The organism is Paenibacillus enshidis, assembly GCF_042136365.1.
GTDB lineage: Bacteria > Bacillota > Bacilli > Paenibacillales > Paenibacillaceae > Paenibacillus > Paenibacillus enshidis.
Window position 1 is genome coordinate 71,388 of sequence record NZ_JBHHMI010000008.1, and the last position, 13,680, is coordinate 85,067.

The 13,680-nt window shown below is 51.2% G+C and carries 11 protein-coding genes; all 11 read left to right on the forward strand.

Going from position 1 to position 13,680, the window contains the following annotated elements; translation table 11 throughout:
* Window positions 1-32: 32 nt before the first annotated feature.
* The 11 genes from icd (at window position 33) to mutM (ending at window position 13,605) form a co-directional block, all read left to right on the forward strand.
* The gene (icd, locus tag ACE41H_RS11415; RefSeq protein ID WP_375355368.1) at window positions 33-1,325 is read left to right on the forward strand and encodes an NADP-dependent isocitrate dehydrogenase; all 1,293 of its coding nucleotides are present in this window, start codon (window positions 33-35) and stop codon (window positions 1,323-1,325) included.
* Between the two features lie 11 nt (window positions 1,326-1,336).
* On the forward strand, window positions 1,337-2,278 hold the full coding sequence (mdh, locus tag ACE41H_RS11420) for a malate dehydrogenase (protein WP_375355369.1): 942 nt from the start codon (window positions 1,337-1,339) through the stop codon (window positions 2,276-2,278).
* A 165-nt stretch (window positions 2,279-2,443) separates the two neighbouring features.
* Entirely contained in the window at window positions 2,444-2,866 is a 423-nt protein-coding gene (locus ACE41H_RS11425) for a hypothetical protein (protein ID WP_375355370.1), read from the forward strand.
* A 265-nt stretch (window positions 2,867-3,131) separates the two neighbouring features.
* Complete coding sequence (locus tag ACE41H_RS11430) at window positions 3,132-4,001, forward strand: SDR family oxidoreductase (protein WP_375355371.1); 870 nt, start codon at window positions 3,132-3,134, stop codon at window positions 3,999-4,001.
* A 218-nt stretch (window positions 4,002-4,219) separates the two neighbouring features.
* Window positions 4,220-6,031, forward strand: coding sequence for a two-component system histidine kinase PnpS (gene pnpS, locus ACE41H_RS11435; RefSeq protein WP_375355372.1), 1,812 nt, complete (start codon window positions 4,220-4,222; stop codon window positions 6,029-6,031).
* A 105-nt stretch (window positions 6,032-6,136) separates the two neighbouring features.
* The gene (locus tag ACE41H_RS11440; RefSeq protein ID WP_375355374.1) at window positions 6,137-6,868 is read left to right on the forward strand and encodes a response regulator transcription factor; all 732 of its coding nucleotides are present in this window, start codon (window positions 6,137-6,139) and stop codon (window positions 6,866-6,868) included.
* A gap of 180 nt (window positions 6,869-7,048) precedes the next feature.
* Window positions 7,049-8,227 (forward strand): methyl-accepting chemotaxis protein, encoded by a 1,179-nt coding sequence (locus tag ACE41H_RS11445; RefSeq protein ID WP_375355376.1) that lies wholly within the window; start codon window positions 7,049-7,051, stop codon window positions 8,225-8,227.
* Window positions 8,228-8,386: 159 nt separating this feature from the next.
* Window positions 8,387-9,166 carry a phosphate ABC transporter ATP-binding protein PstB gene (pstB, locus tag ACE41H_RS11450; RefSeq protein ID WP_375355377.1) on the forward strand — a complete coding sequence of 260 codons (780 nt, stop codon included), beginning with the start codon at window positions 8,387-8,389 and terminating at the stop codon, window positions 9,164-9,166.
* A 28-nt stretch (window positions 9,167-9,194) separates the two neighbouring features.
* On the forward strand, window positions 9,195-9,854 hold the full coding sequence (phoU, locus tag ACE41H_RS11455; protein ID WP_375355378.1) for a phosphate signaling complex protein PhoU: 660 nt from the start codon (window positions 9,195-9,197) through the stop codon (window positions 9,852-9,854).
* 198 nt (window positions 9,855-10,052) lie between these two features.
* Window positions 10,053-12,704, forward strand: coding sequence for a DNA polymerase I (gene polA / locus ACE41H_RS11460; RefSeq protein ID WP_375355379.1), 2,652 nt, complete (start codon window positions 10,053-10,055; stop codon window positions 12,702-12,704).
* 64 nt (window positions 12,705-12,768) lie between these two features.
* Entirely contained in the window at window positions 12,769-13,605 is an 837-nt protein-coding gene (mutM, locus tag ACE41H_RS11465) for a DNA-formamidopyrimidine glycosylase (RefSeq protein WP_375355380.1), read from the forward strand.
* Window positions 13,606-13,680 lie beyond the last annotated feature (75 nt).

A 13,680-nucleotide genomic window follows, 5' to 3' on the forward strand; every position in this document is an offset into this window, starting at 1 on the left:
AACATTAACCATACAAGGAGGAACTGGAACTCATGAAATTGGAAAAGTTTGATCTCCCTACTGAAGGTGAAAAAATCACAATTGATAACGGAAAACTGCAGGTGCCAAACAATCCGGTGATTCCTTTCATCGAGGGCGACGGTACAGGACGCGATATCTGGAAAGCCTCCAAGCGCGTGCTTGACGCTGCGGTTGAGAAAGCGTACGGCGGTTCGAAGAAAATCGCATGGTATGAAGTGTTTGCTGGAGAGAAGGCATTTAATACATACGGGGAATGGCTTCCGAATGACACACTTGAAGCGATCCGCGAATACATCGTGGCGATCAAAGGCCCTCTCACAACTCCGATCGGCGGCGGTATCCGCTCGCTGAACGTTGCCCTGCGTCAGGAGTTGGACCTGTACGTCTGCCTTCGTCCTGTTCGCTATTTCGACGGTGTTCCTTCCCCGGTAAAACGCCCTGAGCTGGTGGATATGGTTATTTTCCGCGAAAATACAGAGGATATTTATGCCGGTATCGAGTACAAGGAAGGCTCCGAAGAAGTGAAAAAGGTCATTAAATTCCTCCAGGAGGAAATGGGAGTCAATAAAATCCGCTTTCCTGAAACGTCGGGCATCGGCATCAAGCCGGTTTCCTCCGAAGGCTCCAAGCGTCTGGTGCGCGCGGCTGTCGAATATGCCATCACGCATAACCGCAAGAGCGTGACGCTCGTGCATAAAGGAAATATCATGAAGTTCACCGAAGGTGCCTTCAAAAACTGGGGTTATGAAGTAGCTGAGCAGGAGTTCGGAGACAAGGTGTTTACTTGGGCCCAGTACGACGAAATCAAAGAAAAAGAAGGCACGGATGCGGCTAATGCTGCACAGCAAGCGGCTGAAGAAGCCGGCAAGATCATCATCAAGGACGCTATCGCTGATATTGCGCTACAGCAGGTGCTGACACGTCCGGCCGAGTTTGATGTGATCGCTACCCTGAACCTGAACGGTGACTACCTGTCTGATGCGCTGGCTGCACAAGTAGGCGGTATCGGTATCGCCCCTGGCGCCAATATCAACTATGTGACAGGCCATGCCATTTTCGAAGCTACACACGGAACGGCTCCGAAATATGCGGATAAGGATGTAGTGAATCCGGGTTCCGTTATTCTCTCCGGTGTTATGATGCTTGAGCATCTGGGCTGGCAGGAAGCTGCTGACCTGATTTACAAAGGTATAGAAACCGCAATCAACAATAAAACGGTTACGTATGATTTTGCCCGCCTGATGGAAGGGGCCACTCAAGTAAAATGCTCTGAGTTCGCAGACAAAGTTATCAGCCATATGTAGGAGGCGGTACTGTGGCCATTAAACGGAGAAAAATCACTGTAGTCGGAGCCGGTTTTACCGGTGCAACAACTGCATTGATGCTCGCGCAAAAAGAGCTGGGCGATATTGTTCTGGTGGACATCCCGCAGCTGGAGAACCCGACGAAGGGCAAAGTGCTGGATATGCTGGAGGCAAGCCCGGTGCAAGGGTTTGACAGCAATATTATCGGCACCTCCGATTATGCGGAGACCGCCGGTTCGGATATTGTCATTATTACCGCCGGAATTGCCCGCAAACCAGGCATGAGCCGCGATGATCTTGTCAATACGAACGCAGGCATCGTGAAATCGGTGTGCGAGAATGTGAAGACCTACTGTCCTGAGGCTATTGTCATTATCCTCAGCAACCCTGTTGACGCGATGACCTACACTGCGTATCAAACGCTCGGTTTTCCTAAAAACCGTGTCATCGGCCAATCAGGTGTGCTCGATACAGCTCGTTACTGCACATTCATCGCGCAGGAGCTTCATGTTTCGGTAGAGGATGTACGCGGCTTTGTGTTAGGAGGCCACGGTGATGATATGGTGCCGCTTGTCCGTTACTCCAGTGTCGGGGGCATTCCGATCGACACGCTCATTCCGGCTGACCGTATTGAAGCCATCGTGCAGCGGACACGTGTCGGTGGCGGAGAAATCGTCAATCTGCTGGGCAACGGCAGCGCATATTATGCGCCCGCAGCTTCCCTTGTGCAAATGACTGAAGCGATTCTGAAGGACAAGAAACGAATCATTCCGGTGATCGCCTACCTGGAAGGCGAGTACGGGTATGAAGACCTGTTCCTCGGCGTACCGGCTCTGCTGGGCGGCAGCGGCATCGAGAAAGTTTTCGAGCTTGAGCTGACCGCAGAGGAGAAGGCAGCGCTTGATCAATCGGCCGAATCTGTCCGCAGTGTCGTTAAAGTAATCTCGGTATAATTGTTGATATCGTTTTAAGCCGGGAATCCTCTCTACATGGGAGGATTCTTTTTTTCGGATTGAGATTCTTGCTTTCTTCCCGGTATAATAGTATACGTTTGAGGTTCATGAATCGTAAGACTCTACATACCACGAAATGATTACAAAATATAGGGAGGTTATTTCATGAGGGTTATCTATTTGCTGCATATCATTGGAGCTCTGGCTATGGGCTTTTATCTCATTCTGCCTTTCTTGGTCGGAAAGCTTAATAACATGTCGGCTCCCGCGCAGGAAGGAGTAGTCAGCGCAATTCGGACGCTGAACCGGTTTGCGCAGTATGCGCTCATTATCCAACTGCTGACTGGCGGATATATGCTGACCGGCGAAGACTACTCTATTGCGTGGATGGTGATCGTTTTCTTGCTGCTTCTCATTATTGCGGGGCTGGGCGGCATGATGGGCAAACCGTTGCGCCTTGCAATCGAGGGAATCAGCAAAGGCAGCGATATATCCACTCAGAGGGCCAAGCTCAGAACATTTAGTGTTCTGCTGGCGGTCTGCATGCTGCTGATGCTGTTTTTCATGGTATACCGCCGGATTATTTAATGTATTGGCAAAATTTGAGCGAGTATCGGTGCAGGGTTGGTTTGCATCGACACTCGCTCTTTTTCTTTTTCATCAACAGCGATTGTAGGAATGCTTCGTTCTTGGAGCGTCTCGGAACAGCATAAAAGTGGAAGCTCCAGACCAACGTGTTTAAGTCCGGCCGAAGTGTGGTAAAAGTACAGTGCCGGGCAGAGTTAATACACAGAGTTATGTACATCCTATGGGAAGATTCCATCATTCTGACTTTACGAAAGGAGAATGAATCATGTCCAAACAGCAAAGCAATCAGCAAACCCTGCCGCCACAGCACCAGAACCAGCGTCCGGGGATTGAATCCAAAATGACGCCGCAGCCGGAGTTCGAGACGCCGGCTTACAAGCCGGCGGGCAAATTGACGGGCAAGGTGGCACTTATAACAGGCGGTGACAGCGGGATCGGCCGCGCTGTTGCCGTAACCTATGCGAAGGAGGGCGCAGATGTAGCCATCGTCTACCTGAGCGAGCATAGTGACGCGGAGGAAACGAAGCGTCAGGTTGAGCAGGAGGGGCGGAAATGCGTGCTAATTGCCGGTGATATTGGAGACGAGAAATTTGCCAAGAAGGCTGTGCAACAAACGGTGGAGAATCTGGGCAAATTGGATATTCTGGTGAACAACGCTGCCGAACAGCATCCACAGCAGTCCATTGAAGACATTACTGCCGAGCAATTGGAGCGGACATTTCGCACCAACATCTTCGGAATGTTCTTCTTGACCAAAGCGGCCATGCCTCTGCTGAAGCAGGGCAGTACGATCATCAATACAACATCAATTACAGCGTACAAAGGCAACCCGCAGCTGCTTGATTACTCTTCGACCAAAGGGGCTATTACTGCCTTTACCCGCTCGTTGTCCATGAATTTAGTGGAAAAGGGCATCCGTGTAAATGCTGTTGCACCGGGACCAATCTGGACTCCGCTGATTCCGTCCACTTTTGATGAGAAGCAAGTAAGCCAGTTTGGCGCTACCCAGCCGATGAAGCGTCCCGGACAGCCCGAAGAGCTGGCTCCGGCGTATGTATACCTGGCATCCTCGGACTCCTCCTATGTCAGCGGTCAAGTCATCCATGTCAATGGCGGTGAAGTCGTAAACGGTTGATGAAAAGGGTCAGACTGCCAACCATTGTTGATGTGAACTCTAAATTTAAGGACCGTTTTTCAGGCCATCCGGCTGAGGGACGGTCCTTCCTTGTGTCTGATTACACATGACAAATCAAATTTAACACTCCGTTAACAGTTGCGGTATGGAAGGCAGATCGCTGATACAGTAAAATAAGCTTTACAATACGCACATAGCATACTGCTGAGGGAGAGCTTATGAAATCATTCCGTTTTCGACTGACCGCCATTATTTTGACGCTGATCGGAATATCCGTGATTGCGGCAGGACTGACGATGGGGCAGATTTTCAAAGAATCGCATATCAAGGCATTGGAGGAAAATATGGCCCGGGAAATAAATCTCCTGCGCAGCACCTTTGAATTTCACAGCACAAGCAGTGAGCCGGCCGCTGATTACACAGCTTATTATACGGAGAAAGCGAGGGAACTGGCTGGGCTGATCAATTCCCGTATAACTTTCATCAATAAGGATGGAACAGTTATAGGCGACTCGGAGATGGATATCGGCAAGATGGACAACCATGCGCTGCGGGATGAAATACGTCTGGCAGAAGAAAAAGGTAGCGGGAGCGCGATTCGTTACAGCGATACACTGAAGCAGAATATGCTGTATGTGGCGGAACCAGTCAGCACGGACAGCGGTTTTGACGGATTTATCCGCGTCTCGATGAGTTTGCAGGCTATCGACGAAGGCATGCAGCGTGCCTGGATAGCCATGATTATCGGTTTGCTGTTGTTGTTCCTCGCTGCTTCTCTGGTCAGCTACCGTGTCGCCGGCAATCTGACTTCTCCATTGGAGCATATTACGAAGGTAGCGAATCGCATTTCAAAGCTTGATTATGATGCCAGGGTGGAATTGAAGCGCAATGATGAAGTAGGACAACTGGCGGCAGCGATTAACGGGATGGCGGACAGCCTGCAAATGCAGATGAAAACGATCCGGGATAACGAGGATTTGCTGCAGCGGGTGATGAGCAACATGACAGGTGGTATTCTGATGATTGATGCGCAAGGCAAAATTGCGCTGGTAAACCGCGAGACAGAGCGAATGCTCGGAATCAGCAGCAGCCGGGTAACCGGCAGGGCCTATCATGAGCTGAAGCAGCATTACGGGCTGACCAAGCTGGTGGAGCACAGTATTCAAAACCGGGAACGCATGCATGAGGAAGTCAGTGTATTCAACCCGGGGGAACGGCTCATTCTGCTCGACGGTGTGCCGATGCAGGATGAAGCCAGCTACCGCGGCATGCTCTTTCTGCTGCAGGATGTGACCGCGATCCGCAGACTGGAGAACATGCGCAGCGAGTTTGTAGCCAACGTATCGCACGAACTGAAAACACCGATTGCGGCGGTGAAAGGCTTTGCCGAAACATTGCTGGGTGGCGGAGTGAAGGATGAAGAGACAGCCCGCTCGTTTTTGCAGATCATTTATGATGAAAGTGAACGGCTCAACCGCTTGATCAGCGATATTCTGGACCTCTCCAAAATCGAATCCAAACGTTCTCCGCTGGAGTGCGAGCCTGTTCATTTGTCCTCATTCTTCGATATGATCAATGGCACGCTGGCCAAGGTGGCGGAGAAGAAGCATATCAGCCTGCAGGTGGAAGTGCCTGAGGAACTATTTATAGAAGCGGATGAGGATAAATTAAGGCAAATATTCCTGAATTTGATTTCAAATGGGGTAAATTACACCCATGAAGGCGGAATTGTGAAGCTGAAGGTCAAAGAGCTTTCACAGGATAGTGAACCCGAAAAAGTGGTGTTTACCGTCAGTGATACCGGCATCGGCATTCCAAAGAAGGATTTGCCGCGCATCTTTGAAAGATTTTATCGTGTGGATAAAGGAAGATCCCGCAGTTCGGGCGGAACCGGACTGGGTCTGTCGATCGTCAAGCATCTGGTTGAGCTGCATCACGGAAGCGTCACGGTCGACAGTGAGCTTGGGCTTGGCACGACATTTACGGTCGAATTGCCACTGCTGCAGCAGGTGGAGGAGCAGCAAGAATGATTTTTTTACACCCCGTTAACAATGCCGTGATAAAATAAATTCGAGTCAGACATACATGTGTTATTACATTAAGAAAGAATGTAACGGGAGATGGGGGATAGAATCATGGCACAACGTCTTTTGGTTATAGAAGACGAGCCTACATTGGCCAGGCTGCTTACTTACAATTTGACACAGGAAGGTTACGAGGTGGAGACGGAGGACCATGGAACCGCCGGATTTGAGAAAGCCTCGAGAGAATTTTTTGATTTAATCCTGCTGGATCTGATGCTGCCTGGCATGAACGGCCTCGATATTCTGAACAAGCTTCGCACCCAGGGAGTGACCACACCGATCATTATCCTGACCGCCAAAAATGGAGAAGCTGAAGTGGTGCAGGGGCTGAAATCCGGGGCGGATGATTATATTACCAAGCCTTTTGGTGTATCCGAGCTGCTGGCCCGTGTGGACGCCGTGCTGCGCCGTTCGATGAGCGGGGATGAAGGCGTGCTGCCTGATCAAAGTGACGCTTCCAGAATCGTGCTCGGGGAGCTGGAGATTTACCCCGAAAAATATGAGGTGATTCTGGGCGGACAGTCCATCAATCTCAGACCGAAGGAATTCGAGGTGCTCTTGTACCTGTCAAGAAAACCCGGTGTTGTGCTTACGAGAGATGATCTGATGAACGCGGTGTGGGGCTTTGACTATATCGGCGGACAGCGGACGGTGGATGTTCATGTCAGCTCTTTACGCAAGAAGTTAGAGCTGGAGCCCGAATCGGTGCATATCGACTCCATACGCGGTGTCGGCTATAAATTGGTTGTGAATAGAAAAAGAAGTCCCCAACATTTAGTATAAAAGGTTGGGGATTTTTTCTGCGGATAGGTACCAGGTTGGATTTTTGACGGAAGTATTGCAATCGTTTTACAAACAGTTAACACAATAGTCCCTTTCCGTTTACCAAATACGTTTATGATGGTTCTATCGACCTATAAGATGAGCTGATCATAATAGTATTTAGCTGCAAAGGGGACTTTAATGATGATCATGGCACCAGAGCTGGAAACGACACAGAGGATAGAGACGATACAGACGGATGACTTTTCGGACGGTGATCATACCGGCCAGGCTGAAGAGAACGGCCATGCGGGTAAGCTGATCGAATATACGGCCTGCCGTTCTGTTCCCGTGATCGGAATGGAAGTTTCCTGCTTGGCTTTGCTGGACATACTTAGAGAGAATCCGGCGGCTCCCTGTGTTGTTCTTGTTCGCAATGAAGAGGAAATTGCAGGGGTCATTATGCGTGAAGCGTTCAACCGCCATTTGGCGGGCAGATTTGCCGCCGAGTTGTATTATGACAAACCTGCGGCCATGTTCGCCGATCCGGATGCACTGATCGTTGACGCAGCCGATCCTGCTGCGGAGGTGTTGAACAAAGCGCTGCTCAGGCCTGATGCAAAGTTTTATGACTGTGTAGCCGTGATGGACGAAGGCTGTCTTCTCGGCATTTTAACCTTGCGGGATTTGATGGAGCTGTCCAGAAGACTGCAGAAGGAAGCGGACGAAAGAAGCGGAATGGCCGTGGTGAAGAGCTCCGACGGTGTCGCCAGAATCGGAGATAATGCGCTGCAGATGGCGCGGGAGGCCGCTGAAAGCGCAGAGGCGACGCGGGAAATGAGCGGGCTGGCCGAAACGGGCAGAAGGCGTCTTGAGGAGGTTATCTCTTCCTATCAAATGATTGCGGAACAAATGAGGCTGCAATTTGAGCAGACAGGCGTGCTGGAACGGCACATCCATTCCATTTCCGGCATGGCCTCTTCCATCCGCAGCCTTGCGGATCAGAGCAGTCTGCTTGCCATCAATGCGTCGATTGAAGCGGCTCATGCCGGCGAGCATGGAAAGGGATTTCAGATTGTGGCGGGGGAAGTCCGCAAGCTCGCTCAGCAGACCCGCCAATTTTCAGAGGATATTGCCTTACTTCTGGGTGAAATCGGTTCGCTGATTGGAGAGAACGTGTCCCTCACACAGTATGGCCTGCGGGAAATTGAACTGGGAGCCGAGCACATTGATGCAGGCAGTGAAGCCTTCTCCAGGCTGATGGCTAATATGGAGAACGTCAGCCGCCGCAACCAGGGGCTGTCGCGTATGGCCGAAGATGCTGCTGCGGCAGCTTCACGCGTTTCCGATGAACTGGGGGCCATGCTCTCACAGCCATGATGCGAAACGGTGAATGGTTTAATATTTTACATTGCGTTAACAAATACAAAGGATTTCATTTACATAGATCGTTTATAATTGCTCATATTGCCTGTGGACAGATACAGGAACTGTACAGGTACGGAAATCCATATCTGTAAGTGAAGGAGATCAAATCCCATGACAGAAACCGCGATTAAGCTAAATGAGACTGTAATACGGATAGAAAATTTGAATTTGTATTATGAATCATTTCATGCGCTCAAAAATATAAATCTTGATATCCCCGACAAAACGGTAACCGCATTTATCGGTCCATCAGGCTGCGGGAAATCCACGCTGCTGCGGACGCTGAACCGGATGAATGATATGATTCCCGGCACCAGGGTGGAGGGGAAAGTGCAATTAGGCGATTTGGACATTTACGACAGCGGCATGGAGGTAGAGGAACTCCGTAAACGGGTCGGCATGGTGTTCCAGCAGCCGAATCCTTTTCCCAAATCCATTTATGACAATGTGGCCTATGGACCGAGATTGCATGGCATCCGCGACAAGGCGCGGCTGGACGAGCTGGTTGAGCAGAGCCTGCGCCATGCCGCCCTGTGGGATGAAGTGAAGGATTTCGTGAGACGTTCTGCGCTCAGCCTGTCCGGCGGGCAGCAGCAGCGTCTGTGCATTGCGAGGGCGCTCGCGGTGCAACCGGATATTTTGCTGATGGACGAGGCGACCTCCGCGCTTGATCCGATTTCCACAGCCAAGATTGAGGAGCTTGTTCAGGAGCTGAAAGACCGGTATACCATTGTGATGGTAACGCACAATATGCATCAGGCGGCCCGCGTTTCCGGCAAAACGGTATTCTTCCTGAATGGCGAAGTGATTGAGGCTGAGCCTACCGAAACCTTGTTTTCCACACCTCAGGATTCTCGTACAGAAGACTACATTTCCGGCCGGTTCGGCTGAGCGAAGCACAGAGGGAGGGCATCTGCAGATGATCCGCAGAAAAGAATTTGACGAAGGGCTTGAGGAACTCCGCGAACAGCTGCGCCAGATGGGGCAGCATGTATCCGAGGCGCTCGACCACGCAATCACCAGTCTGAAGACCCATGATACGGAGCTTGCCCAGGAAATCATCAAGAATGACGCTGCTCTAAACCAGATGGAGGAGAACATTCTGGATATGGGGTCAAGCCTCATCATTAAGCAGCAGCCGGTGGCAAAGGATTTAAGACGAATCATCGTCGCATTCAAAATTTCAACCGATTTGGAGCGGATGGGGGATCTGGCGTCAGATGTGGCCAAGGTTACCCTGCGGATGGAAGGACAGGAGCTGATCAAGCCTCTGGTTGACATCCCGCAGATGGCTGAAATCGTCAAGGATATGATTGATGATGCCATTACCTCCTATCTGGACGAAAATACAGATTTGGCCTACAAAATGGCTCAACAGGATGACAAGGTCGATGCATTGTACAGCAAAATGATCACGGAGCTTTATTCCTTTATGATGAATAGTCCTGCCCAGGCTTCACAGGCCATGCTGCTTCTGCTTGTCGGACGGTACATCGAACGGATCGGCGATCATGCGACGAACATCGGGGAGAATACGGTCTACCTTGTAACAGGCCATCGTCCGGATCTTAATCAGTAATTATTTTGCAAAACGGTTATTTTTGCTACCAGGGAAGATGGATGTATTCCATCCCTGGTGCAGGATAGCCGTTTTTTCCTTTTCATCTCTGACCGGTCTGATCCCCGATGATTGGATATAATCGGCAGGACGTTTTTTTGGCTTGGAAGGGGATTGTGTTAAGATAAGGGAAGCAAATGGAACATGCGAGGTGCTGGAATGGACAAACTCATTCTTATAGATGGAAACAGTATTATATACCGGGCGTTCTTCGCCATGCCGCCGCTCACGAATTCAAGCGGGCAGCAGACGAATGCGGTGTACGGTTTTACGACGATGCTGCTGCGGCTGCTGGAGGAGCATAAACCTACACATGTCATGGTGGCTTTTGATGCGGGCAAGGTGACGTTTCGTCATGAAGGCTATCAGGATTATAAGGGCGGACGGGAGAAAACTCCTCCGGAACTGTCCCAGCAGTTTCCCCTGCTGAAGGAGCTGCTGGAGGCGTTCGGCATTGCGCAGTTCGAGCTTGAGGGCTATGAAGCGGACGACATTATCGGAACGTTGACGAAGCGGGCGGACGAGTCGGGACGCAATGTGATCGTTGTTACGGGCGATAAGGATATGCTGCAGCTTGCTTCCGGTCATGTCACGGTCGGCTTGACACGGAAAGGGGTTACAGAAGTTGAAGTCTACAGTCCGGCCGAGATTCAGGAGCGCTACGGACTGAAGCCGGAACAGATCATCGATCTCAAAGGACTGATGGGTGATGCTTCCGATAACATTCCAGGCATTCCGGGAGTCGGCGAGAAGACGGCGCTCAAGCTGCTGCATCAATACGGCTCGGTTGAGGAGGTGCTTGCCCATACGGATGAGCTGAAGGGCAAGATGAAGGAGCGTATTGAAACGCACGCTGAAGACGCACGCATGAGTAAAAAGCTGGCCACCATATACCGCGATGTTCCCTTGGACAAGACATGGGATGACATTGTTTTCGGCGGACTGCGTACGGAAAAGGCGGGCGCTGCGCTGGCCAAGCTGGAATTCAAGTCGCTGCTGGAGCGACTGTCCCTGTCCGCTGAAAGCGGCAGCTCCGCAGACATGGCAGAGGCGGTTGCGGACGTGCTGATTGTCCGCGAAGACAACCTTGAAGAAGTGGAAAAAGCACTGGATGCCGTTGAGGTCGTCCACGTCGAAACCTACGGAGACAACCCTCATCAGGCGCAGGTTATTGCGCTGGTGTTGGGCACACTGGATCGTCAATTCTTCATCCCGTTTGAACTGATGGCTTCGCAGGAGGCAGGTTCGATTCGTTCCTGGCTGTCCAATCCGCAACGCAAAAAACGGGGATATGACCTGCACCGGGCCGACCTGGCCCTGCACTGGCATGGAGTTGAATTTGCGGGTGCCGAATTTGACGTTCAGCTCGCAGGGTATCTGCTTGATCCGACAGATGCCAATCAGACGCTGACCGGGCTTGCTGCCAAATACGGCCTGCCGTCCATACGTCCGGATGAGGAAGTTTTCGGTAAAGGGGCTAAGTACAAGGTGCCCGAGGAGGATGTTCTGGCAGATCACCTTGCGCGCAAAGCGGCGGTTATACAGGAGCTGATTCCATCTCAGCAGAAGCAGCTCGAAGAGAATGAAATGAAGGAGCTGTTCTTCGGGCTGGAAATGCCGCTCTCGCGAATCCTTGCCGATATGGAGAAGCAGGGGGTTCTGGTCAATGTGGACGAGCTTAAAGCGCTGGGCAAGGAATTCGAAGAGCAGATTGCAAGGCTGGTTCAAGAAATTTATGAGCTTGCCGGGGTGGAGTTTAATCTGAACTCGCCGAAGCAGCTCGGAGAGATTCTGTTTGACAAGCTGGGGCTGCCTGTCGTCAAAAAGACGAAAACGGGTTATTCAACGGATGCTGAAGTGCTGGAGAAGCTGGCACCTTACCACGATGTTGTGCAAAATATTTTACAATATCGTACGATTGCCAAGCTGCAATCTACCTATGTGGAAGGGCTGCTCAAGGAAATTTCGGACAAAACAGGCCGGGTGCATACGTATTTCCGTCAGACAGTCGCAGCGACTGGGCGGCTCAGCAGCCAATACCCCAATCTGCAGAACATTCCGATTCGTCTGGAAGAAGGCAGGAAGCTTCGTAAAGTATTCGTTCCTTCCGAACCCGGCTGGTTGATTCTGGCGGCAGACTATTCCCAGATTGAGCTTCGTGTATTGGCGCATATCTCCGATGATGAACGGCTCAAGGAAGCTTTTCAGAATGACATGGACATTCACACCAAAACGGCCTCGGACGTATTCGGCGTTGCCCCGGAAACGGTTGATGCCAATATGAGGCGTTCCGCGAAGGCTGTTAATTTCGGCATCGTGTACGGGATCAGTGATTACGGCCTCTCCCAGAATCTGAACATTACGAGGAAGGAAGCATCCAGGTTCATCGATCAATATTTTGATGTGTTTCAGGGCGTACGCCGTTATATGGACGAGATTGTAAAGGACGCCAAGCGTGACGGCTACGTGAAAACGCTGCTGGAACGCAGACGGTACCTGCCTGAAATCAATGCGAGCAATTTCAATCTCCGTTCCTTCGCCGAGCGGACAGCCATGAATACGCCGATCCAGGGAACCGCAGCCGACATTATCAAGCTGGCCATGGTGCATATGGACCAGGCGATGAGTGAGCGCAAGCTGCGCAGCCGCATGCTGCTGCAGGTTCATGATGAGCTTGTATTTGAGGTGCCGGAGGATGAACTGGAAATGATGAAGGAACTGGTTCCGTCGATCATGGAATCGGCGCTGAAGCTGTTGGTGCCGCTGAAAGCGGAGGTAAGCTACGGCAGCAACTGGTATGAAGCGAAATAAACGGTACGGGCTGCTCAACATAAAGGCGGTTCTTCGTTATAATAAAGCATGAGGTGAAGTCAACATGCCGGAACTGCCGGAAGTGGAAACAGTCAAAAGAACGTTAAACGAGCTTGTTGCAGGAAAGCAAATCGAACAAGTAACCGTGCATTTGCCGCGTATTATCCAGCGGCCTGACGATATTCACGCATTTGCCATGGAGCTTGCCGGGCATACCGTGACCGCTGTGGAGCGGCGTGGCAAATTTCTGCGTATTTTGCTGGACGGGCTGGTCTTGGTGTCCCATTTGCGGATGGAAGGACGGTATGGGCTTTATCATCAGAATGAGCCTGTAGAGAAGCATACGCATGTCATCTTTCATTTTACGGATGGGACCGAACTGAGGTATAAAGATGTCAGACAATTTGGCACGATGCATTTGTTCAAAACCGGCGAAGACCTGGTTTCAGCACCGCTGCACAAACTGGGCATCGAGCCGCTGGAAGAAGCTTTTACCGCAGAGGCGCTGCGTAGTGCGGTAGGAAGCAGGGCGACTTCGATCAAAGCCGCGTTGCTGAATCAGTCATATATCGTAGGAATCGGGAATATCTATGTAGATGAATCGTTGTTCCGTGCGGGTATCCATCCTGCCCAACCGGCCAAATCGCTCAGTATGGAGCAAATCACCCGGCTGCACATGGCTATTGTGGACACACTGTCCAACTCTGTAGCTGCCGGCGGATCTTCCGTCAAATCCTATGTGAACGGACAGGGACAATCCGGCTCCTTTCAGCATCAGCTGCAAATTTATGGACGAAAAGCGGAGCCTTGCGTCCGCTGCGGGACGGCCGTAGAGAAAACCGTCGTTGCCGGGCGGGGAACTCATTACTGTCCTGTCTGTCAGCCTGTGCCAGCAATGTAGCATGCACTTCCCGCATACCCACCCCATATACTATCCCTGAGATATGAGAGCGTGAGACCGGACCTGAAAAGAGCC